Origin of the sequence: Alkalihalobacterium alkalinitrilicum (assembly GCF_002019605.1) — a bacterium.
Taxonomy (GTDB): domain Bacteria; phylum Bacillota; class Bacilli; order Bacillales; family Bacillaceae_F; genus Alkalihalobacterium; species Alkalihalobacterium alkalinitrilicum.
Genome location: NZ_KV917368.1, coordinates 1404253 through 1428581, shown reverse-complemented (window position 1 = coordinate 1428581; position 24329 = coordinate 1404253). Strand labels below are relative to the sequence as shown.

Here is a 24329-nt window from a genome sequence, read left to right as displayed (position 1 = left end):
ATAGATGGAGGTCAATTACATGATTAGAAGGAAGAATTTTAGGATATTAAGCCTGTTTTTTATTTTTTTTGTTGTAGTTTTAGCTGGGTGTAGTACTGATACTGGGGGTACGGCCGAAGAGGAAATCCTGGAACCTGTTCACCCTGTTGAAATCGCTGAGATAGAAAAAGGAGAGCTTACCAATGAGTTGAAACTATCTGGAAACATTATGGCAGGGAAAGTTGTGCCTGTACTCCCGATGTTAACTGGTGAGGTGAAAGCTGTTCATGTCCAAAACGGTGATACAGTTAAACGAAATGATATTTTAATTGAGTTAGATGCAACAGATGTTGAATTGAATATCTCTCAAGCGCGAGCTGGGTTAGAAGCAGCCCAAGCCAATTTAAAAAGTGCAAAATCAATGAGAGAGCAAAGTATTAAGCAAGCTGAATTACAGTTACAACAAGCAAAAGATATTTATAAGATGATAGCGGATGCAGACAATTCTCAAGCTATACCACTTGATGATGTACCTGAGGAACTTCAAGGCGTATTTCAAAGTTTACTAGGAAGCAATATGCCGACAGAAAACGATAAAAAACAAGCTGAAACAGCTGTTAAACAAGCTGAGATGGCTTTGCAACAAGCTAAAGGAACCGATCAAATTGCAGCTGCTGAAGCTTCAGTCAAACAAGCAAAAGTTGGCGTGGAAATGGCCGAGCAGCAAAAAACGCATGCGGTAGTACGAGCACCAATGGCTGGTCAAATTAGTAATTTTAATGTAGCAGTAGGAGAAATGGTATCTCCTCAAGCACCACTATTACAGCTTGTACAAATGGATGAACCAATTGTCCAGATTACTGTCAATGAAACCGTCCTGCCTAACATCCAAGTTGGTGAAACGGTTGACGTTCATATTCGATCATTTAATCAAACGTACGAAGGACACATTAAGCACATTAGTATTCTACCAGCTGAACAATCTCGTGCTTATCCAGTAGAAATTACGTTAACAAATCCTGATGACCATTTAAGAATGGGTATGTTAGCAGAAGTAATCATTCAGCCTTCTATTTCTAATGAGCAAATTTTAGTACCTGTTAATGCAGTTAGTCATGAAAATGATGAACGATTTGTATACGTTACTTCTGATGGAGAACGTGTTGAAAAACGTCTGATTACAATTGGTAGCGAAACTTCCGAATGGTTTGCTGCTGAGGACGGTTTGGAAGAAGGTGAATATGTAGTTGTAAGAGGAGTGCATCAACTATATCATGGAGCCTTGATTAATATTCGAAACGACATTGGACAGAATTTTGGATCTCAAATAGAAGAATTAGTCGAAGAGGATGACAGCAATGAGCCAGAAAAAGACGAAGAAACCGATGCAGAAAATGAAAACGAAATAAATGAAGTATCCGAAGATGAACAAGCCGAGGCATAACACGAAATAACGGAGGTCCTGTATGAAATTAATTAAAGAATCGGTGAAGCGGCCAGTTGGGGTCATGATCATAGCTCTTGTCATGATTATGCTTGGTGGCGTGTCTTTAAATGGATTAAAAGTCGATTTAATGCCAGATTTAGACTTACCAATTGCTGCTGTTTCAACATCATATAATGGCGCTGCGCCGCAAGAGGTTGAAAACCTAGTAACAAGGCCGCTTGAAGGAGCGTTAAGTGCAACAGAAGGATTATCGACAATGCAGTCGATATCCACACAAAATCAATCGTTAATTTTGTTAATGTACGACTTTAATACAGATTTGGATGCGGTCATGTTAGATCTTCGTGATCGTATTGATATGGTTCGTACAAGCTTACCAGATGGTGCAGGAACACCTAGTGCGATGCGTTTTGATCCAAATCAAATGCCAATTATGCAAATCGGTATTTCAGGTGATATGGAATTAACGAGGCTTACCAATATTGCAGAAGATACGATTATTCCACGAATGGAACGTATTATTGGAGTCGCTTCTGTAAATTTAACGGGAGGTCAAGAACGTGAAATTATTGTTGAACCTGATTTAACCTTAATGCAAAGACACGGATTAACAATTTCTCAGTTAGCGCAAATCATTGGTGGAGAAAACATGAGTTCCCCTGCTGGTGAGATCACACGTGGTGGACAAGGCATGCCATTACGAATGGTTGGGGAATTTCGTTCAATTTCAGAAATTGAAAATATTAACATTCCACTTCGAACTGGAGAAACGATTAAGTTAGCAGATGTTTCCTTGGTAAATGACACGTTTAAAGAAATGTCTTCTTTTGCCTTTGTTAATGGTGAGCCAACATTAAGTATTGACATTTCAAAACAAGGAGATGCGAATACAGTAGAGGTTGCTGATTCGGTTTCACGTGAATTGGAACGATTACAAAGAGATTTGCCCCCAGGTGTAACACTTACGACGATCATGGACTCATCGATTTTTATTAAAGAGTCGATTAGTAGTGTTACGATGAATATGATTATCGGTGGAGCGATGGCAATCCTAGTATTACTCGTATTTTTAAGGAGCTTTAGAAGTACTTTAATCATAGGTTTATCGATTCCGATTGCGGTTATTTCAGCATTTACGCTCCTTTATTTTGCAGGAGAGACCATTAATATTATTACATTGGGTGGACTTGCGTTAGGAATAGGTTTACTCGTTGATAGTTCCATTGTTATATTGGAAAACATTTATAAGTATCGAGAAAGAGGATACAGTCGTGTAGAATCAGCAATAAAAGGGGCTTCAGAAGTTTCGTCTGCGGTAATCGCTTCTACATTAACGAGCCTTGTCGTATTCGTTCCGATATTGTTTACTGATGGAATTGCTGGAGAGCTCTTCTTACCTCTAGCTCTTACAGTTGGGTTTACTTTATTTGCTTCACTTGCTGTTGCACTTACCATCGTACCGATGTTATCTGGACTTCTTCTTCCTGAAATGAAAACAGAAGAAGATCCGAAAGGATTGAGAAAAGCAAGTGCAAAAATTGGAGACTTTTTCGAGGGTATTAATAATCGATATCGGAGCGTTTTAAAGTGGTCGATCCATCATAAAAAGACGATAACGTTTGGAACTCTGTTTTTGTTAATCGCAAGTCTTGGAACCGTTAAATTCGTCGGTGTTGAATTAATGCCTGCATTTGATCAAGGTGAAATTTCTGTTAGTTTTGAAGTTCCTTCTGGAACATCTATTGAAGAAACAAGAGCGGCAGTCGGAGAATTAGAGCAGTATTTATTGGATACTGGTTTAACGGAAGTCGTTTATACGTCGGTTGGTGGCGGCGGTATGATGGGGATGGGAGGAGCTTCGAATAGTGGAGATTTATATATTCGTTTGACCCCAGCGAGCGAAAGAGATGTAACAACGAACGAAGTCATAAAGGATTTTAGTGAATTCGCAGAAACTTTGCCTGATATTGATGTTAATGTATTCTCCTTTGAAAGTGACGGAATGGGTGGTAATCCTATAGAAATTGAAATTAGAGGAGAAGATTTTGGTACACTGAAACTGATTGCAGATGATGTTCGTGATATTATTAGTGAGGTTCCTGGTGCGACGAATGTTACCCATTCAATGGGTGAAACAAGACCAGAGATGCAAATCCATGTAGACCGAGATGTTGCAAATCAATACGGATTTACGTATGCAGAAGTCATGGACACGGTGAGAGGCAGCATGAATGGTCAAGTTGCATCTCTTATGCGTACAGAGGGTCAAGAAGTAAGTATTACAGTCATTTTACCAGAAGAGTATCGAGAGAATTATACTCAATTGCAAAACTTACCACTAATAACACCGATAGGGGACACTGTGTTACTATCTACGATCGCAGATTTTGTTCAAGCGGATGGTCCTAATACCATTAACCGTCAAAATCAAACGCGGGGAGTTGCGGTAACGGGTGATATTATGGACCGTGATTTAGGAAGTGTAATAGCTGATATTGAAGCAGAGTTGAATCAATATATCTTCCCTGAAGGGTATGAATATAATACAGGTGGAGATTATGAGATGATGATGGAAGCATTTTTTGACTTGGCATTGGCTCTAGTTCTAGCCATTTTCCTTGTCTATGCAGTCATGGCCTTTCAATTTGAAAGGGTATTGTACCCGTTTATCGTAATGTTTAGTCTTCCAGCCACATTTATTGGGATTATGGCAGGATTTTTATTAACAGGCCGTCCATTAAGTGCTCCTGCATTTATCGGGGTCATCATGTTAGCTGGGATCGTTGTAAATAACGCCATTGTCTTAGTCGATTACATTAATCAACTAAGACAGCGTGGAATGACGATGGAAGAGGCGATATTAGAAGCGGGTCCAACAAGGTTGCGACCGATATTAATGACGATGCTTACAACGGTATTAGCAATGGTACCGTTAGCTATCGGGATTGGCGAAGGAGCTGAACTGCAGGCACCGATGGCTACTGTAATTGTATTTGGTTTAGCGTTCTCAACCGTCATTACGTTAGTCCTCGTACCAGTTATGTATATCTATACGGAGAACTTTACCAACTGGGTGAAAAGGTTATTCTCCAGACATAAAAAAAAGACCGATGCTGAAATTTAGAGTAAACGAACTGGGTGTGTATTATACGCACCCTTTCGTACTAGTTTAAGGTATAAATATTAAATTAATTTAACCTAACCTCTTTGGTAATTCTAAAATGTTAGGTTTTCATACTAAAATTTTGTGAAATGAAAGAAGGCATTGATTATGAATACGATTCTTGTAGTTGATGACGATGCACATATTCGAAAGTTAATAAGGTTATATTTAGAAAACAGTCAATATACAGTCATTGAAGCTGTTGATGGAAGAGAAGCTTTAGATATCTTATCGGAAACGCAAATTGATTTGGCGATTGTAGATGTTATGATGCCTCATGTCGATGGAATTGAACTAACAGAAGATATCCGATCTTTTTTAAACATTCCCATTTTAATGGTTACAGCTAAAGGTGAATCACAAGATAAAGTGAGAGGTTTCAATGCGGGGACCGATGATTATTTGGTCAAGCCATTTGACCCAGTTGAATTAATATTAAGAGTAAATGCACTGTTGAAAAGGTACAATGTTGTCTCAGAAAATGTAATCAAGGTTGGTTTCACTTCCATTGACATTGAACGATTTGTAGTACAATCTGCTGATCATGCGATTACATTGAAACGAAAAGAATGTGAATTATTATTTGAGCTTGCTCGTTCACCAGGAAAAATTTTTACTCGTGCACAATTAATTGAAAAAATTTGGGGCTATGATTACGATGGTGATGAAAGAACGGTAGATGTCCATATCAAACGATTAAGAGAACAATTAGGCGCTTTTCCAGATTTGATGATTACAACGGTAAGAGGCTTAGGATATCGCTTGGAGGAAAAATAATTGTTTAAAAGAAATCTCTATTTTCGTATCGTAAGTACTTTTATAAGTGTTGTTATGCTTAGTTTGTTTATTTCCTATTTAATTAATTCGATCTTTTTTCATCAGGAACTTTTTATTGAAGAGGAAGTTTCGAAAATTTCTACTGGAGTAGCTGAGCTTGTGGAACTTATTGATGTTGAAAAAGTACCAGATCTGATGGAGACGCTAGAAGGTTTCAACCTGGAAATGATGATTGTAAATGAAGAAGCGATAGTCTATTCTTCATTTTCTAAACCTCCTTTAGCGATTAATTCGGAGTCGATACAAACCATTATCAATTCACCTGAAATAACGTCAACTGTCCTTCCGTATCATAAAAGAGAAGCAACAAGGATCGTTGGGAGCCCCATTCAAATGCTGAATGGAGAGTATGCGCTTTTTATTCAAATCAATTATGAAAAAGAGGTTGTAGCGTTAAAAAGAATAATCGCCTTTACGCTTTTTTTAGTTCTGTTTATTGGAAGTGTTTTAATTCTTTTAGCTTCTACACATATTGTGAACCCGATAAAAAAATTAACCGATGCAGCGAAACAAATGGCGACTGGAAATTTTTCGGTTCGGCTAAAAAGTAAGAATAAAGATGAAGTTGGAGAATTGATTAATAGTTTTAATTATATGGCTTCGGAATTAGAAAAAATTGATAAAATGCGAGAAGATTTTGTAAGTAATGTGTCTCATGAAATTCAATCACCATTAACTTCAATTAAGGGATTTACTAAAGCGCTACAAGACGATGTTATTCCAAAGGAGCACCAAAAAGAGTATTTGGATATTATATTTCAAGAAACGGAGCGTCTTTCAAGACTAAGTGAAAACATATTAAGGCTGGCGTCACTTGATTCAGAGCACCACCCTTATCACCCTTCAAAATATCGACTTGATGAACAAATTAGAAGGACAGTGCTTGCTACCGAACCTCAGTGGAAAATGAAAAACATTCAGATTAATTTGGACTTAAAGTCACTTGAAATTTATGCTGACCAAGATTTATTTGAACAAGTATGGTTAAACCTAATAACTAATGCCATTAGATACTCTTATGAGAATGGAATAGTTGATATTAGTTTACAAGGGAATAAAGATGAAGTCTTTGTGAGTATAAAAGATACAGGTAAGGGAATTCCCGAAGAATCCATTCCACATTTGTTCGAACGGTTTTATAAAGTGGATAAAGCTAGAAGTAGTTCGGTAAAAGGGAATGGACTTGGTTTATCGATAGTTAAGAAGATATTATTAATACACGATTGTTCGATACAAGTTGAAAGTGAAGAAGGTGTAGGGTCAATTTTTACTGTTCGAATTCCGATTTATAGTGACGCTGATAGAAAGTTATAAGTTATGAGGAAAGATAATCCATTAAAGAGAGCATGATCATTGTTCTCTTATCAGCCATTTAGCCCGTTGGTACAAATAAAGAAACATCAAAATAACAATGCGATGTTAGTGTAAAAATGAGTAAGTTATTACATATGGACTCGCATTATAAAGTGGCATTCTTGATATACTTTCTTAAGTAACCTATTTGTGGAACGTTTTAAAGTATAAAGAGGTGTTCAACATAAACATAAAATGGATTAAAATGTTTGCTAAATTCCTTAGTCTACTATTGTTTTTTTATGTTTTATATGCATTTCTTTTCGGGGTTATTATTTTTCATTTTCACCAACCGTCAACTAGTCATTATCTAAATGATCTCGATATTTACCGGTTTTATAGTGAAAGCCTTTCTCAGGATCGAGTGGTATTAGTCGAAGACCGTGTGGAGTCTGGAATTGCACGAATTAACCTGATCGAAAATGCACAGCACACCTTGGATATCTCCTATCATACATTGCACTCTGGAATGGCTAGTGATATCTTTTTCTCTAGTCTAGTAGTAGCAACTGACCGTGGCGTACACATTCGTATTTTACTTGATGGTATGTTTCATAATTTAAGAGGAAGTTTAAAGGAAATCCTTTATGCCTTTTCAAGTCATCCGAATATCGAATTAAAATTGTATGAACCATTCGAACCTTTACAACCTTGGACGTGGAATAATCGCCTTCATGACAAACTCATACTTGTGGATAATGAGTTAGCTATGATTGGTGGGAGAAATATTGGGGATAAATATTTTGCACCAAAAGGGTATGTCGGAGCCTCTAATGATCGTGATTTGGTAATTATTAATACCAATACAAATCAACCTGTTGGTAGCGTTATTTTTGATATGAAAATCTATTTTGATACGGTGTGGAATCATGAATATAGTGAGAATTCGGTGAGGGACTTATCAAAGAAACAGCAAGAAAAGGGATTAAAGATGCTTTTGAATTTACGGCAACAACTTGAAAGCTATCAAGACCGTTACCCTGAGATATTTCAACGAAATATCCAATGGATCAATCAATCAATACCAACGAATTATATTAGTTTTATACACAATCCGATTAAGCGTATGAATAAAGAGCCGTGGGTTTGGTTTGAATTAATTACTTTAGCCGAACATGCAGAACAATCGATATGGATTCAAAGTCCATATCTCATACCAACGAATGAAATGATGCACTTTGACAGAAATAATTTGAGGGCTGCTGAAATTAATATGATAACGAATTCACTAGCAGCTACTAATAATAAAATGGCCTATTCAGGTTATATATGGTACCGAGACAGTATAGCTGCTAATCAGGATGTACAATTATACGAGTATCAAGGCCCAACTGAACAATTACACACGAAAACTTATGTGTTTGACAACAGAATAAGTATGGTTGGTTCATTCAATCTAGATCCAAGAAGTACTTTTCTTAGTACGGAATCAATGGTTGTGATTGATAGTGAGCCACTTGCTACCATGTTAATAGATAAAATAAAAAAAGATATAAAGTACAATAGCCTAATGGTAGCACATGATGGTACTTACCATCCTAGCGCCTTAGTGGAAGCAGAGGAAGTTTCAAAATTAAAGACGATATTGATCCGAGTAATATCGATTCCTATGCGATTTTTTCAATTTATGTTGTAATAGTAATATAGATTTGGTTGAAGCAGTTTTTCTAAATTTAATAAGTAAAGAAGTTTACTATGGAATTTGAACAGGGGGTATTAAGATGACGATGGAGAAATCGATAATTGTAAACCAATTAGATACGTTTATGGAAGAGATGGCGAAAGTTATCATTGGTAGAAAAAAAGAACTTAAACTTATTTTCACATCAATATTAACACAAGGACATATCTTACTGGAGGATCTACCAGGTACAGGTAAGACCACGATGGTAAAAGCTTTCTCGAAAGGAATTGATTGTGCCTTTTCGCGAATTCAATGTACACCAGACTTACTGCCTTCTGATATATTAGGGGGCTCGATATTTAACCCTAAAACGAATGAATTTTATATTAGAAAAGGTCCAGTTTTTACAAATGTTTTGTTAGTCGACGAAATTAATCGGACGTTACCGCGAACTCAGTCAAGTTTGTTGGAATGTATGGAGGAAAAACAAGTTTCGATAGAAGGTGAAACGTATTTCTTATCTAGTCCGTTTATTGTATTAGCGACACAAAACCCAGTGGATATGGAAGGAACATTTCCTCTTCCTGAAGCACAATTGGACAGGTTTTTAATGAAGTTGAAATTAGGATATCCAACACAAAAAGAAGAAGAACTAATGCTCGAATTGGTCGGCGATGATATTCCGTATGACAAAGTTGAAAGTACATTTAATCAGGAAACGCTTCAAAGAATGCAAAAAGAATGCCAAGCCGTGAACGTTCATTCTGCGATTCGAGAATATATTACCCTACTATCAAAGGCAACTCGTGAGCATCCACTCGTCAATATTGGAGTTAGTCCTAGAGCAAGTAAAGCATTGTATAAAACCGTTAAAACTTGGGCACTTTTAAATGGTCGTCAGTATGTTATACCAGATGATGTAAAAGAAATGGTGAAGCCAGTTTGGAATCATCGCTTAATCTTAAAAACAGAAGCCCATATCAATCACATTCAACCTGAGGATGTTTTAGAAGAAATTGTTGCAAACGTCACAATTCCAAATGAAGAGGTTGTTCGTGTATGAATGAGGAACATAAAGAAGTAAAAGCAGATCGTGATTACGAAGAGGAAGTTCCAACGAATGAAACGAGTTTACTTTTCGAGCGATATGCGATTTGGGTTCTGATCGTTTTTCTACTTGTAGGCGTGTGGTTCAGGTTTGTTCCATTAATTATTGTTAGTCTCTTTTTAGTCCTTCTATCATTTATCATCATTGTGTGGAAAAAGAAAGCTTTGAATAGTGTTCAGACTACTATAGAGCTTTCTAAAACAAGAATTTTTGTTGATGAGGAATTTGAAATAAAGGCTTTAGTCTATAATGATAAGTGGCTTCCACTCGTATGGATGGAATGGGAATTACCGAAAAGTAATGGGATCTTATTTGGTGAAACCAAAGAGGGCAAGGCGTACCTTATTCGATTATTATGGCTATTGTGGTATCAAAAGGTAAACTGGACAATAAACGGTCAGGGACTTCAAAGAGGAGTTCATGAAATGGGACAAGTTACTTTGCGTTCTGGGGATGGATTTCGTTTTGCTGAGACAAAACAAACTAATCAGCTTCAAGGAACCATTTATGTTTATCCCAAATTAATAGCCGTATCTGTTCCTGCATTTCGGCCTTCTATTCAATGGGGGGCAAAAGGAAAGCAAGGAGGCTTTATTGAGGATCCATTGTTAGTGAATGGTATTCGTGATTATCAGGCAGGAGATGAATTTCGTAGATTTAATTGGCGCGCTAGTGCTCGGACAGGAAAACTTCAAACGAATGTTTATCAGCCTGTTGTTACGGAACGAGTCCTGATGGTGATTGACGTAGAAGGGTTTGTGATGGATTATTCCGCCTATGAAGATCCTAAACAATTAAAAGAATATATAGCAAAAAAGATTGCAACGTTTGAATGGCTTCTTTCGGTCATTGGTACTGTGGCTGTTAAGTATAAGGAGAGAGGAATTCATATCGGGGTTTCTAGTAATGTACTGAATCATGCAGGACAAAAAATGAATACGCTTCCACCTAGTGCCAATCTGACGCCGTTATTAGATTATTTAGCCAGTGTTACACAGCGTATGGGTGTGCAGACATTGCGGATGCTAGATGAATTATTACATGAAGGGAGATTTTCAAGTCCAGTATTTATTTTTTGTGACCATATAACGAAAGAACATTATTTTTGGTACGAACAAAATAAACAAAAGCTTACAGAAATTGTTTTTTATTATAGAGAAGAAACAGAGTATGCTGTAAAGTTAGCAACAAGAGCAAAGTCGCTTGAATCGATTCTCCCAACTTCACGTTTACAGTTAAAGGGGTCTTAGTATGGAACAGATTAAACAAACATATAAATCGTTTATTGTGTTGTTTACTGAAGGACTTTGGATTTATTATACCATTGTTCTGTTTACTAACCTTGAATGGAATACATCAGTTTCTTTTAATATTACGTGGTGGGTTGTGGCTGGATTAACAGCATATATCCTAAATTGGATATTAGCAGGAAGAAGTCATCTTATTCTTTTGTTTGGACTGAATTTAATAACTCTTAGTTTCATCGTTTGGCAAAATTGGACAAGTGTTGTACCCACAGATTCCTGGGGATTTGGTCTAGCGGTTAGCATTGCAATTATTTTAATTTATCTTCGTAGTGGTGCCTATATTTACCGCCAATCGACTCGGTTTGAAATGTTACGTCACTTTGAAGGAAATATAGTACTTTATGTTTTTTATGCAATGGTTTTTTCTTATAATGAGTGGGGAAATGAAACGATCCATTATTTATTCATTGGAGCGATCATCATTAGTTTAATGGGGATGATCCTTACCTTACAAAATCATGAAGTGGATGAAGGGAACTCAAGTACAGTAATTCGGAAGGTAGGACACTCGAGTTGTTTTATAGGTGTTGTCACGGCATTGTTAATTTTTATTCCTCTCCTATCGCTTGTTTTACTACTGTCCCCTGTTTATCGGACACTGTATACGGTTGTCATGAATGTGTGGGAAGGAGTTAAGTGGCTGGTTTCTTTAGTTTGGACGTTCTTTCATTGGTTGATTAGCTTAATTCCTTACGAGGACATCGGGGGAACACTACCCGAGATTGCACCTGATGAAACACCGATTACACCTGAAGAAGCAGAAGAAGTCGTATTTTCTTTACCTCCACCGTGGTTAATCGCAATCATAGTGGTAATCTTTGTGGCGGTTGCCATTTGGTTGCTTGCGAGAGTATTAAAAAATAAGCGCTTACCAACAGCAGCGAAAGCGAACAAAATGGTCATTTATAAAGACTCTTGGCTAGAAAATATAGTAAAAAAACTTAAAGCCTTTTTACTACACCTCAAAATGAAATGGCGTGAGCGGTTTCCTTACTTTTACTACCACTCGGTATATTGGTATTATTATCAAGTGAGGAAGTGGGCTAAAAAGAATGGAATTCATAAATTAAAAACAGAGACGTCTCAAGAATTTATGATGAAAATTATTGATCGTATTTCAGAAAAAGAAAACGAGTTGGGGACTAAAGAAGACTATCGTATAAAGGATCTATTAATGAAATTAAATCAAGACTATCAGGCTACTTATTACGGTGGGAAAAACGATGTGACTGATAAACAATACAAACAAATAATCGACCATTTAAATAAACTGCAAATGAAGTAGAATGTATAGATTAGGTAACAGAGGTGGAATATGAACATTAAAAATATAGCCGTTGTAAGTCCGATGTATCACGAAATCGAATCCATCATAACGAAAAAACAACTAAATAAGCATTTTCGCTTTTTACCTGAAGAAAAAGTGACGAACGATGATTTTAAATGGGCTGATGCAGTTGTGACATTCAATACAAAAAACAATTATGATTATAGTCAAGTTAAATGGGTACACTCCCTTGGAGCAGGAGTTGATCGCTTTTTATATAAGAAAAAATGGGATGAAAACGTGTTATTAACAAGGACGATTTGTTCATTTGGTCAACGAATTGGCGAATATTGTTTGAGTTATATTTTAAAAGATTTACAGTGTCATGACGAATTCAAACAGCTAAATGTAGAGAAAAGGTGGAATCCGATAACACCACGACTTATAAATGAACAAAAAGTCTTGATTTATGGGACAGGAGAAATAGGACAAAAAACAGCTCAAATTCTTTCTACTCTAGGAGTAACCGTTTATGGTGTTTCATTAAGTGGTCAGCAAAAACAATATTTTAAAGAGGTATTTCCTATAGAAGGTCATTTCTTTCGATTAAGTGAAATCGACTATATCATTAATACACTACCGTTAACCGAAAAAACAGAAAAGCTATTTAATCGTTATCTTTTTGAAAAAGTAGCGAAGGTCGGGTTTATTAATGTAGGAAGAGGAGCTTCATTGGATGAACAAGCTTTAATTGATGCACTTAATAATCATCATGTTAGGTTTGCTGTACTTGATGTCTTTGAGGAAGAGCCACTCCCAGAAAATAACCGATTATGGGAACATCCTGATGTTTTCATTACACCGCACATATCAGCAGTAACAACTCCTGAAGAAGGTGTCGATTGTTTTATTGAGACTTTAATGAATATTGAAGGAAATACACCATTACGAAATCAAGTAGATATTCATAAAGGATTTTAAGAGGTTCCGGTAGTAGGACCTACACATAAAAAACGAAAATTGACCTCATCACCTTTATTTCGGCGATGAGGTCAGTTTTGAACTTTTACGTATTACACGATTTGTTTTATTTTTTGAACGGCCGCTTCTACCATTTCACTCGTTACTTCCCGATGAGTAACAAATCGAATAATTCCATCATCGAAAGGACCAGCTAAAATACTAGCGTCTTTTAGTTTTGTAAGAAATTCCTCGTTGGATAAACCTGTTTCCTTAATATTGCAAAGGAGGATATTCGTTTCAACGCCTTCTACGTCAACATGTAAACGTGGAACATTTGCTAATAATTCAGCTAAGAGTTGTGCGTTTTTATGGTCTTCTTTTAAGCGGTTGATCATTTTCTCTAATGCGATAATACCTGGAGCCGCAAGTACACCAGCTTGTCGTAAACCACCACCGAGACGCTTTCTCCATTTACGTGCTTCCTTAATAAAAGCAGTATTGCCAGCTAAAATCGATCCGACGGGTGCCGATAATCCTTTTGATAGGCAAACTTGAACGGTATCCACATATTGAGTGAAATCAGCGACAGGTACTCCAGTCGCGACAGCCGCATTAAATAATCTAGCCCCATCCAAGTGAATAGGTACGTCTTTTTCTCTGGCAATCTCATGGATTTCCTTCATTGTTTGGAGAGGAACGACTTTTCCTCCAGCTTTGTTATGGGTATTTTCTAAGCAAATTAACCCAGAATACGGGTAATGAATATCTTCACCACGAATGGCTTTTTTTATAGCTAATGGATCCATTTCTCCTTTAATCCCTGAAATAGTTCGGGTTTGAACACCCGCTAAAGCCGAAGCCGCACCGCCTTCGTATAAAAAAATATGCGCTTCTGCTTCTAATATTAATTCATCTCCAGGTCGACAATGTGTTAAAATTGCGACTTGATTTCCTTGAGTTCCACTTGTTACAAATAAGGCATCCTCTTTGCCAAGCATCTTTGCAGCTAGTGCCTCTAGACGGTTAATCGTCGGATCCTCACCATATACATCATCGCCAACTTCGGCAGTTAGCATCGCTTGTCTCATTTCTTCTGTTGGCTTGGTAACTGTATCACTTCGTAAATCGATATACGTCATGTTTGTCTCTCCTATTAATGAAACTTATTTAAAAGAAGGTCCCACGGATTAACTGTAGGACCTTTCATAGTAATTTTACCATTGTTAACCTTATAATTACATTAAAAACTTCTTGACTCTGATCCAGTTGAAGTAGATGAGCTAGTGTTTCCCTTTAGTAAACGCAATACATAGTTACCAATCAAAATACTAAATAACTTGGTGAGAAAAGAAATACTATAAAAAACAGGTGGTGAAGAAATTGTAATAATTCTGCTTCTAATAAATAATGTTTCTAAGCTAATAAATAAAGACATTGAAAGAAGTGTCACGTACCACTTTTTATATAGAATGACAGGCATGAAAATCAACGCAGAAATTCCGCTGTACACACTAGAAGTTGCAACGTGGCTGCGGTACGGATTTCGATAGAGGTTGATATGAAAAAAACAAGTTTTAAAAAGCGCGACATGAAAAAAGTTCATGGTAGCATAACTTACAAAAACAGCAAAGTAAACTGTCATTAATTCAAACCATTTATTTTTTCTTTCTATAATTTGAATTGTCCAAAATTTGGCAAGGACATAAAACAATTGAATACCAACGGTTGTAAAAGGTGTTTTCCACCAAAAATGTTTATATACTTTTTGCTTAACAAAAAATTTATCAAGACCAGTCATTAATATGGATAGTAAGGTTGGCCACTTGGCATTCAAGTTTAACAAATTCATAAGTAGACTTGTGGTTGGAACTACAAAAAGTTGGGATACCGTAGCTCCAAAAACGTTATCAAAATATTGTTTTTTTAATATTTTTGGATCATATTCATATGCTTTTGTTAAGACAAGTACAATAAATTCAAAGAAATAATTTATACCTGTGAATGCTAAGTATAATGGAAAAAAGTAACGCTTGTTTGCTTGATTCATTTTTCGGTACGTAAAAAAAAGCAAGAGTATAGAAAGAAAGTTTAACCCAAGAAAATACACTCGATTTTTCATTAACCCACCTAACCGTTTCGTTATTGATTGCATTAAGAACTGATTCAATTCGTATTATGTGCCTTAGTATGAATTTATTTTAAAATTTTTATACTTTAAGAGTTTTTTCGAGAGACAAATATACGAGACGTCCATTTCTTGATGGTCCGCCCCGTCTAATTTTACTATTCATTTTTATACAAACTTTACTCATTTTTCATGTTAGCTAAGTAATAAATAGCTTTAGCATAAATGGCGGTCGCCTAAAAGAGATCATCCGCAATGTTTTTACCCATAGGCTTTTCAGGTGTAGCGGATTCTAAATCTTTTGTACTTTCAATTTTGAGTAAGTGTGGAATATTTGATGTTGTCTCCATTCTGCGGAATAATAGGTAAAAAAGGGGGTTCAGCTATGACGCCTAAATTCGTCAAAGAGTCGCGAGTAATTAAGACACACTTAGTGTTACCCAATGAAACGAATAATCACAATACGTTATTTGGTGGTATTTTAATGCGAAATGTGGATGAAGTCGCATCTATAAGTGCAAGATTACATAGTCGTACAGAGGTCGTTACCGCTTCTACTGATTCAGTCGATTTCCTAAATCCCATATATCAAAGTGATGCCGTCTCTCTAGAGTCATTTGTAACGTGGACAGGAAAATCATCCATGGAAATTTTCGTGAAAATTATCGCCGAAGACTTTAATTCAGGTCAAAGAAGAATGGCAGCAACGGCATTTCTTACGTTTGTCAGCTTAGGTGAAGATGGTAGACCTATTGCCGTCCCAGGAATCATTCCTGAAACAGAAGAAGAAAAACAACTGCACAAAACAGGTCCTGAGCGCGCAAAAATCCGCGTTGAAAGAAGAAAACAAAGTAAGGATCTTGCTGCTTTTATCACGACCAATAAACCGTGGGAATAGAAGGAAATGAATTGGGCTATATGATTTAACTAAACATCAGTGGGGGGAGAGGGAAATCCTCACTGATAGAAGTTTCACTTTATAGTATAAGAAATAAATGACGTAATGCTGCTTTTGTATTACGTCAATACACTGTTCAATATGTTATAATTTGGATAAGAATTTATATAAATAAAAGAAGATATGAGAGGCGATAATCGTGGCAAAGGTCATTTTATTTGATTTAGATGGAACATTACTTCCTATGGATACCGAGTCGTTTATCCAAAATTACATTAAAGAATTAGCTCCTAGAGTAGCTCATATCATGGAACCTAATCATTTTGTGAAATCGCTTTGGGCTGGAACTGAAGCGATGATTAAAAATTTAGATCCAAAGAAAACGAATGAACAAGTATTTGAAGAAACATTTTTAACCATGACAAAACTGAATAAAAACGACATTTGGCCGACGTTAGATCATTTTTATGAGAACATTTTCCCGACATTTTCACATTTCACCCAACCAACCTCAACTGCCAAAAAAGTTGTCGATGAAGCCTTCTCACAAGGATATCGAGTTGCAATAGCAACGAACCCTGTGTTTCCGAAAGTCGCAATTAACCATCGCTTAAATTGGGCGGGAGTGGCCGATATGCCGTTTGATATGGTGACGGTCTATGAAGAAAGTACATTTACAAAACCTCACACGCATTATTATAACGATATTTGTCAGCGTCTGAAAGTAACACCAGAAGAGTGTATTATGGTAGGAAATGATGTGCAAGAAGATATGGTCGTAAGTACGATTGGGATGAAAACGTTTTTGGTTGACGGCTTTGTTATCGACCGTGGGACTCAGAGCTATGCGATTGATGAACGTGGAACATTAGACGAGTTGTATCATAGATTAGCAAGTCGAACGGGATTGTTTACTAAGTAATCTTAGGGTTTGATATTAAGGAAGAACATGAACAAATAGTTAGAGCGAGGCTAGAAGGAAAAATGAGTGAAGAAGAGTTTCAGGAGCAGGTAATAGAATTGGTAAAAAGTTGAAAATGAAGGGTTAGGAGACGAATATCTAGCCTTTTTTAACCTGTTTAACTGGCGCCAAGACTTCCACTTTAAGTCTTAAGGAAACAAGAAAGACGAAGTGAGAAGCTAGCGCCAGTAACAAGCAAAAGAACAAAGATATTGCACGTCTTTGTGGTCCACATCGTTTAGGTCTCAACTACCATTCATTTGGGGTGAAGGAAAAGCCCATTTACTGAAGTTTCACTTTAAAGTCACACCATTATTATTACAACTGACAAGAAACTCCGTTTATAAAATCCCCGTTGTTACTGTATTAACTTTATATCCTAACATCCAACGTATTACTTTTTTGTTCCTCAATTGTTTTATACCCATAACCATAAAGATCAATATTAGCTATGTAGGAAGTCTGATTTTCTTCTGACAAAGAGTTCTTAATGTTATAAAATTCTTGATGCCGTTGACGTTTGTCCCACGCTTTATATATGTGCTTTGGTTTAGTTACAAGTGGATTTCTTGGACTGTATGTAATGTTTAAGAGCATTATTCATTCTTCTCCCATCTACTATGTATTTTATATGTGTGATGAAACTAAATTTAACAGCAAGTGCTTTTTTGAAGAGGTTTCTTTTACCTATCTATTCGAAATGAATTAGGATTTTTAGGGGGTAATAGTAAAGATAACTATTAATTGAGAAATTAGTAGGACGTTGAAAAAATTTCTATCTCTAAACATAGTCATAATGTAGAGTGGAAACGTCTAACTATTTACCTGGTCGGTGGTAAGTGGTGGGTACTTCACGGAAAAAAATAGATTATAGTAAAGAAGATTGGGAGGTAAGAAATGATTGAATTTGCGAATGTACATAAAGTGTATGGTGAAAGAATAGCGTTACAAAATATTAATTTTACATATAGGAAAAGGAATATGTTTAGGATTAATCGGTCCAAATGGTGCGGGTAAATCTACAGTAATGAAAATATTATCGAGTATTCATGCAGATTTTGAAGGGAAAGTTTCTGTTTTGGGTTTACCTCTCAGGACAGAAAAGAACAAAATTAAGTAGCGAATCGGCTATGTTCTTCAGGATATATGGAAATCTTTGTATTATCCTTCGCTTTAACCTTAACGACTACAGTGTACATCATTACTTGTATTATTATTTGTAGCGATGATTAATTTACTTTTTGCAGGGAGAAATTTTTACCGATTTTTAAGAGGAGCAAAAATTTAGTTAAATTTCAGTAAAAGGTTAGTTAAAGGTTATAAAGAATTATTAGCTAAACTGAAACAATATAAATGAAAGAACTAGGCTACCCATCACCAAGTTTCTTTGGTGCTGGGTAGCCTAGTTTTTATTGTAGTCGCTCTCCAATGTGAATTTGAAACAACTTTAGAAATTATTAATAAAATATTTTACAATTCTAATAATTCTTCCTTGCCTCCATACATTCACTACTTACCATTTATTTTAGATTATCTTTCCTTCTACGGGTTCAATAACAATGCGAATATTATTATTTTTTAGTGACATGATAAATTTAGACATATAGGCAAATTATTCTATCTTTACTAATTTAGAAATGTTTGATGAATGTATATAAAATATAAAGCATTTAGCATAAATTAAGGGGGTCATTTTGTTTGGTCTGGAAACGAAGAATTATGATTAAAAAGCATAAAATTCAAAAGGGTAAAACTGCTAAAGTGCCAGATCAAATGTTAGATAAACTATCAAATAAAAAGCTAACAACAGACTTAGAACAATCGTTAGAGACGATCCAACATGTCCTTGGAATGAACGATGATTTTTTCATTAGACGATTTCATGTATTTGGTCAGTATAAAGCTGCAGTTGTTTATTTTGAAAACTTAAATGACATAGGGGTTATTAATAAAGATATTTTAAAACTATTTATGAATGCTCCTAAAAACCTGGGTAATCAAAGTATTACTCTTGAGCAATTAAAAAATATTATATTTTATGATACCTTGTATTTTGCTGAATCAAAATTAGAAAGTAATATTTCTAGAATAGTACAAAGTCTTATGGAAGGACATACCACCGTTTTGATTGACGGGCTGGAGGAAGCGTTTCTCTTAGAGACTCGAAATGTTGAAAAACGTTCGATTGAAAATCCAGATACAGAGCGAGTGATCCGGGGACCTCGGGAAGGATTTATTGAACAACTACAACCTAACCTGGCTCTTTTACGGTATCGACTACAAACTACAGACTTCCGAATCACAACAATGAGGCTAGGGCGTATAACAAAGAGTAAGGTAGCATTATGTTATGTTGAAGGAATTGCTGAACCTGCCCTTGTTGAAGAGGTGAAAGATCGTCTTTCAGCCATTGATATCGACGGTATACAGGATTCTGGGTATCTTGAACAATTTATCGAAGACAATCACCTTTCTCCTTTTCCACAAATTCAAAATTCTGAGCGCCCCGATAAAGCGGTTGCTGCGATGTTAGAAGGAAAGGTTGTCCTTCTCGTTGACGGATCTCCCTTTGCTCTAATTGCACCTGCTGTATTTAACCAGTTTTATCAAACGACGGAAGATTATTCTGAACGGTTTTTAATGGGTAGTTTAGTTCGAATCGTTCGGCTAATTGCATTAGTTTTTGCTTTGTTTTTTCCTGCCATTTACGTATCGATTATTGCATATAATCCTGAATTAATTCCGACTGACTTTGCCGTTGCTGTAGCTAGTGGAAGAGCTGGAGTACCATTCCCCACTATCCTCGAAGTATTAATAATGGAAGTTGCTATGGAAGTATTGCGAGAAGCAACCATCCGTTTGCCACAACAAGTAGGGGGCGCCCTTTCAATTGTTGGGGTATTAGTTATAGGACAAGCTGCAGTCGAAGCTGGTTTTGTTAGCCCGATTACTGTTGTCGTGATCGCTTTAACGACAATAGGATCATTTGCTACACCTGCTTATAATGCAGCTATCGCACTACGGATGCTTAGATTCCCCTTGGTTATTATTGCGGGTATCTTTGGCTTATATGGAGTGATGATCGGTTTTATTTTAATTATGAATCATATGCTTTCTTTAAACTCATTCGGTGTGCCTTACATGAGCCCTATCGTTCCAGGGGATTTTCAAGGAATGAAGGATACAGTCGTTCGAAGTCCGCTATGGTCGATGACCAAAAGGCCAGGGCAATTCCATAGTCAGAATCAAGAACGTCTAGGTGAAAATGTAGTTGAACAATTAAATCAAGAACCAAGTAATACACTTAATCCTCAGGCTGGTACGAAAAGGTGGGATGATTGAAATGGAGTATCAAAAAAAGATTACAGTCATTCAAACAGCAATAATAACAGCTAGTACAACGATAGGGGTCGGCATTTTAGCACTTCCGCGAATTACTGTTGAAGCAGTAGACACGGGGGCTCCACTTGTTACACTATTAGGGTCTTTGATTGCTTTTTTAGGGGTATATTTAATTACTATACTTGCAAAGCGATTTCCTGGTAAATCTATCATTCAATACAGTGAAGAAGTTATAGGGAAATGGTTGTCACGATTCTTTAATATCATAATAATTTGTTTTTTTGCCACGCTCTCTTCCTTAGTGGCACGTGAATTTGGAGAAGTGATAGTTACATCGGTTCTTCGTGAAACACCACTTGAGGTTACAGTCATTGTTATGCTTTTGCTGGCTTCGTTGTCAACACGGAGCAATATAACAACCTTTGCTTATATTCATCACTTTTATTTTCCGTTAATTTTAGCTCCTGCATTAGTAATAGTTGCTTTTTCACTAAAAAACGCAAATTTACTTTATCTTCAACCAATTATAGGTAATTATCCAAATGGACTGATAAAAGGGATGCTGACAGTTGCTGCTTTATTTCAAGGGTCATTCATTTTAACATTTATAATCCCAGCAATGCGTGAAATAAGGAAAGCGCTTAAAGCAAGTATTTGGGGTATGCTCATTACTGGTGGTCTTTTTTTTATTATTGTAATTGCAAATGTTTCCGTATTTGGTGCCCAAGAGATTAAAAATTTAATTTGGCCTACATTAGAATTAGCCAAAATGACATCATTACCAGGTCAAGTCCTAGAACGTCTAGATGCTGGCTTCCTTGCAGTTTGGGTAACCGCGGTATTTACTACACTGTTTTCAAGTTATTTTTTGACCATCTATGCTCTCAAAGAGCTCTTTCATTTTTGGGATCATAAATTGTTTTCATTTATCATGTTACCATTTATTTTTATTATAGCGATGCAACCTCAGAATATTTTAGAGTTGTATAACGTTATTGAATTAGTCGGACGCTTAGGTCTTTTGTTAACAATAGGATATCCTAGTTTATTACTAATAATAGCCGTAATCAGTAAAACAAAAGGAAATGAAAATGCAGGAAGGAATTTGGATCAAAATGGCTAAATGGCTTCCTTTCTTCCTAATTATCTATTTGATCCCCTTTCTTACAGCTTGTTGGGATTATGTTGATATTGAGTCAAGAGCAAATGTGCTAGGGATATCTATTGATAAAGCTACTGTAGAAGAAATAAAAAAAGAAGGAGAAATAACTCACCTTAACGATCTTCAGATCGAAAACGTTCAACCAATTCGACTTTCCGTTCAAATTGCCATACCTGGACGACTTCCGCTAGGAACAGGTGGAGAACAAGGAGGAGGTGGAAAAGAAACCGTTCTAGTGTTAAGTGTTGCTGGTCAAACACTGAATGATGCTTGGGAAAATTTACAGCAACAACTTTCCCTTCGAATTTTCTTAGGTCATTTACGTGTCATTATTGTTAGTGAAGATGTGGCGAAAGAAGGGGTCAAAGACTTAAATGATTTTTTACGTCGAAACACAGAAGTCCGCAGAGCAGCATGGATGGTTATTTCTCAAGGAGAAGCAATAAAACATATGGATGCAGCTCCTGAAATGGAACGAGTTCCTACACTATATTTAGTGACAGCAATTGAAGAGGCAGTTAAAATGGGGAAATTTCCTGAAGATTTTCTAGGGGTTTTTTGGAGTAAACTTTCGAGTTTAGGACAGGAAGCTTACCTCCCATATATAACAATTAAGGATAAAGGGAACATTGAAATTTCTGGACTTGCTTATTTTAAAGATGACCGTATGGTTGGGGTAACAACACCATTTCAAATCGGAAATTACATGGCTATAATGCAAATCAATCCTGGAGGGTATTCTGCGCTTGTTCCAATACCTGACAAAAATGCCACGATTATTTTTAAATCGGATGAGCGTAAATCTAAAATAAAAATTAATTTTAAGAACGATATCCCTCAGGTGACCATAAAAGTTCATATAGAGGGAGAGTTGCGTGAAAAAACGAATCAACAATTTGATATAAATTCAGAGGCGCTATCAAAAATAGAACAAGAAATCGAAGAAAAAGCAGAAGAAAGTTTTATTGACCTTATTAGAAAAACACAAGAACATCAATCGGATATCTTTGGTTTTGGTGAATATATCCGTGCCAAGCACCCTCGTTATTGGAAACAAAAAATAAAGACGAAAGAAAAATGGCAGGAAATGTATAAAGATCTTCCTGTTGAAGTAGAGTTAACGATTGACACGAGAAGGATTGGGATGAAAAATAAATAATAGGAGAAAACAATGTTTGAAATTGGATATTCTCATTATGCTGTCATTTTATTTTTGATATCAGGCGGGTTGGTTTTATATGTAGATGTTCGGATATATAAACGGGATGATTTAAAAAAGGAGAAGAAGGCAGCTAAAATTTTAGGTTGGTTGAATATTACTCTCGGTTTGCTTATCTTTTTGGTAGATTGGAGTTATTATATCTGGTTTGTGTAGTCAGTATAACGTATTAGCAACTAGCAGTAATATCCCCACTTCAAGACTTCGAGGAATTAAAGAAGGATAAGTGGGGATAAACTGCCAGTAACAACTAAATAAACACAGACTAAATGCGCTATGTCCTGTGGCAACGTCTGAGACATCGTGTGGCCATCAGTGGGGAAAGAGGAAAACCCTCATGGATGGAAGTTTCACTTTATGTTTAAAAGTAATTTTGAAATGAGGGTGACTTTAAAGTACTTACTCTCCCTTTATGAGATATGCTGTCTATGTTGTATTTGAGCTAGATGGCTATGACAACACGTAGTGGGTAGAGTTACCTGACACTATGTTTAATATCACCATCTAAAATATTTAGCTACTTACCTAGTAGAGCCATTAATCCTTTATATAAAAGGAATAGAGAAAATACTAAAATAGCTAATACACCAATAGTACTTGTAATCGGTTCGATACCCGCTATAAATGTCCCTTCCACAGGTACTCGTAATAAGGCGAAACCTGCTAAAATACTAGCTAACATTAATAAGATAAGTCGATCCATTCTTTCTCCCTCCTTTCAGAATAATGATATGTCTAAAATATGTAAACGGTTACAAAAATAAGCTAAAAGATGGGGTTGTAGTGGTAATATAGAAAGGTACGAGGAAGTTAGTAAGAATTTAATACCCAAGTTTTTATCAAATCTAGGACCTTTCTCATTTACTGTTTAGATATGTATGTCAATTTAGATAAATTTTCTATATGACACGCTTTGTTGACCATAGTAGACTATTAGAACAATATCCAGGACTTCGTGTTACTGCTTATGCTAAATACTATCCGAGTTCAGACCTCTAGCAGTACAAGAAGACGTTACAACGACGATTGACGAATATGATGTTTGGCCAGAAATAGAAACAGATGATTTCGCTATTAATATATACGTACATCCTGAACAACATAAAATACCAGGAGTTGGCTATAATCATTTTAGCGAGCCCGTTCGATTTGCTTCAATAATTCAAGCACGAGATACAGGTGAAATTACGGTTACAGATAAACTGACATTAATAACTATTAAGGTGAACATAAGGCAGGGTTTATAATGTATGCCCCCGCCTATGAGTTTGATAAGGGCATTCAGACAGTAGAGGAGAGACGTGGATGAATGGCGTGGAGCTGTCGTCGCTGCTTTTTCTGTAGAAGAAATGATTACAGCAACAAATCTAAATTCTATATTAAAGGATATCAACTTTTATAATATTGATTCTTATTTACTCAACTTTCGCACCAATAAAAGTTCATTAAGCTCAACCAACAGTAGTTGCTGACGTCATTGAAATACTTTCATTGACACGAAAAATTTGCATAAAAAAACACCCATCCGTTTGGTATAGTTGATTTGTCGAGAATCAAACATTCCATACAGAAGA

Annotated in this window: 21 protein-coding genes; 17 read left to right on the top strand and 4 right to left on the bottom strand. The window is 36.2% G+C overall.

The features are described 5' to 3' along the window. Window positions 1-19: 19 nt before the first annotated feature. From BK574_RS06775 to BK574_RS06735, 9 genes are all read left to right on the top strand, one after another. Complete coding sequence (locus tag BK574_RS06775; protein ID WP_158211561.1) at window positions 20-1423, top strand: efflux RND transporter periplasmic adaptor subunit; 1404 nt, start codon at window positions 20-22, stop codon at window positions 1421-1423. 22 nt (window positions 1424-1445) lie between these two features. Then, complete coding sequence (locus tag BK574_RS06770; protein WP_078428039.1) at window positions 1446-4550, top strand: efflux RND transporter permease subunit; 3105 nt, start codon at window positions 1446-1448, stop codon at window positions 4548-4550. Window positions 4551-4697: 147 nt separating this feature from the next. Further along, window positions 4698-5366, top strand: a complete 669-nt coding sequence (locus BK574_RS06765) for a response regulator transcription factor (protein WP_078428038.1) — start codon at window positions 4698-4700, stop codon at window positions 5364-5366. Further along, on the top strand, window positions 5367-6740 hold the full coding sequence (locus tag BK574_RS06760) for a sensor histidine kinase (protein ID WP_078428037.1): 1374 nt from the start codon (window positions 5367-5369) through the stop codon (window positions 6738-6740). It begins immediately after the preceding gene. A gap of 244 nt (window positions 6741-6984) precedes the next feature. Next, the gene (locus tag BK574_RS06755) at window positions 6985-8415 is read left to right on the top strand and encodes a phospholipase D-like domain-containing protein (RefSeq protein ID WP_078428036.1); all 1431 of its coding nucleotides are present in this window, start codon (window positions 6985-6987) and stop codon (window positions 8413-8415) included. An 85-nt stretch (window positions 8416-8500) separates the two neighbouring features. Continuing rightward, a complete protein-coding gene (locus tag BK574_RS06750; RefSeq protein WP_238457971.1) occupies window positions 8501-9466 on the top strand; it encodes an AAA family ATPase in 966 nt (321 codons plus the stop codon). Then, on the top strand, window positions 9463-10761 hold the full coding sequence (locus BK574_RS06745) for a DUF58 domain-containing protein (protein ID WP_078428035.1): 1299 nt from the start codon (window positions 9463-9465) through the stop codon (window positions 10759-10761). Before BK574_RS06750 ends, BK574_RS06745 begins: the two co-directional genes overlap by 4 nt. Window position 10762: 1 nt before the next feature. Next, entirely contained in the window at window positions 10763-12103 is a 1341-nt protein-coding gene (locus BK574_RS06740) for a hypothetical protein (RefSeq protein WP_078428034.1), read from the top strand. Between the two features lie 30 nt (window positions 12104-12133). Then, window positions 12134-13066 (top strand): D-2-hydroxyacid dehydrogenase, encoded by a 933-nt coding sequence (locus BK574_RS06735; RefSeq protein WP_078428033.1) that lies wholly within the window; start codon window positions 12134-12136, stop codon window positions 13064-13066. Window positions 13067-13158: 92 nt separating this feature from the next. On the opposite strand, the gene ltaE is transcribed toward BK574_RS06735, so the two are convergent. Together ltaE and BK574_RS06725 are read right to left on the bottom strand one after the other, a co-directional pair. Beyond that, window positions 13159-14187, bottom strand: coding sequence for a low-specificity L-threonine aldolase (ltaE, locus tag BK574_RS06730; protein WP_078428032.1), 1029 nt, complete (start codon window positions 14185-14187; stop codon window positions 13159-13161). Between the two features lie 101 nt (window positions 14188-14288). Beyond that, the gene (locus BK574_RS06725) at window positions 14289-15200 is read right to left on the bottom strand and encodes a hypothetical protein (protein ID WP_218970549.1); all 912 of its coding nucleotides are present in this window, start codon (window positions 15198-15200) and stop codon (window positions 14289-14291) included. A 358-nt stretch (window positions 15201-15558) separates the two neighbouring features. Between BK574_RS06725 and BK574_RS06720 the strand changes: the two genes are divergently transcribed. Then, the gene (locus BK574_RS06720) at window positions 15559-16071 is read left to right on the top strand and encodes an acyl-CoA thioesterase (protein WP_075387629.1); all 513 of its coding nucleotides are present in this window, start codon (window positions 15559-15561) and stop codon (window positions 16069-16071) included. A 199-nt stretch (window positions 16072-16270) separates the two neighbouring features. Further along, window positions 16271-16993, top strand: a complete 723-nt coding sequence (locus BK574_RS06715) for an HAD family hydrolase (RefSeq protein WP_075387628.1) — start codon at window positions 16271-16273, stop codon at window positions 16991-16993. A gap of 411 nt (window positions 16994-17404) precedes the next feature. On the opposite strand, the gene BK574_RS06710 is transcribed toward BK574_RS06715, so the two are convergent. Then, window positions 17405-17629, bottom strand: a complete 225-nt coding sequence (locus BK574_RS06710) for a hypothetical protein (RefSeq protein WP_078428030.1) — start codon at window positions 17627-17629, stop codon at window positions 17405-17407. Between the two features lie 355 nt (window positions 17630-17984). On the opposite strand from BK574_RS06710, the gene BK574_RS29190 reads away from it, so the two are divergent. The 5 genes from BK574_RS29190 (at window position 17985) to BK574_RS06685 (ending at window position 22911) form a co-directional block, all read left to right on the top strand. After that, entirely contained in the window at window positions 17985-18152 is a 168-nt protein-coding gene (locus BK574_RS29190; RefSeq protein ID WP_078428029.1) for an ATP-binding cassette domain-containing protein, read from the top strand. A 599-nt stretch (window positions 18153-18751) separates the two neighbouring features. Further along, window positions 18752-20374 carry a spore germination protein gene (locus tag BK574_RS06700; RefSeq protein ID WP_078430791.1) on the top strand — a complete coding sequence of 541 codons (1623 nt, stop codon included), beginning with the start codon at window positions 18752-18754 and terminating at the stop codon, window positions 20372-20374. Window position 20375: 1 nt separating this feature from the next. After that, window positions 20376-21497, top strand: a complete 1122-nt coding sequence (locus tag BK574_RS06695) for a GerAB/ArcD/ProY family transporter (protein WP_078428028.1) — start codon at window positions 20376-20378, stop codon at window positions 21495-21497. Beyond that, window positions 21490-22695 carry a Ger(x)C family spore germination protein gene (locus BK574_RS06690; protein ID WP_158211560.1) on the top strand — a complete coding sequence of 402 codons (1206 nt, stop codon included), beginning with the start codon at window positions 21490-21492 and terminating at the stop codon, window positions 22693-22695. Before BK574_RS06695 ends, BK574_RS06690 begins: the two co-directional genes overlap by 8 nt. A 12-nt stretch (window positions 22696-22707) precedes the next feature. Further along, entirely contained in the window at window positions 22708-22911 is a 204-nt protein-coding gene (locus tag BK574_RS06685; protein WP_078428026.1) for a CLC_0170 family protein, read from the top strand. A gap of 361 nt (window positions 22912-23272) precedes the next feature. Here BK574_RS06685 and BK574_RS06680 read toward each other — a convergent pair whose 3' ends face one another. Then, entirely contained in the window at window positions 23273-23458 is a 186-nt protein-coding gene (locus tag BK574_RS06680; protein ID WP_075387624.1) for a hypothetical protein, read from the bottom strand. Window positions 23459-23729: 271 nt separating this feature from the next. Between BK574_RS06680 and BK574_RS29185 the strand changes: the two genes are divergently transcribed. Next, window positions 23730-24002: a CHASE domain-containing protein gene (locus BK574_RS29185; protein ID WP_078430790.1), complete on the top strand. Its 273-nt coding sequence runs from the start codon at window positions 23730-23732 to the stop codon at window positions 24000-24002. Window positions 24003-24329: the final 327 nt, after the last annotated feature.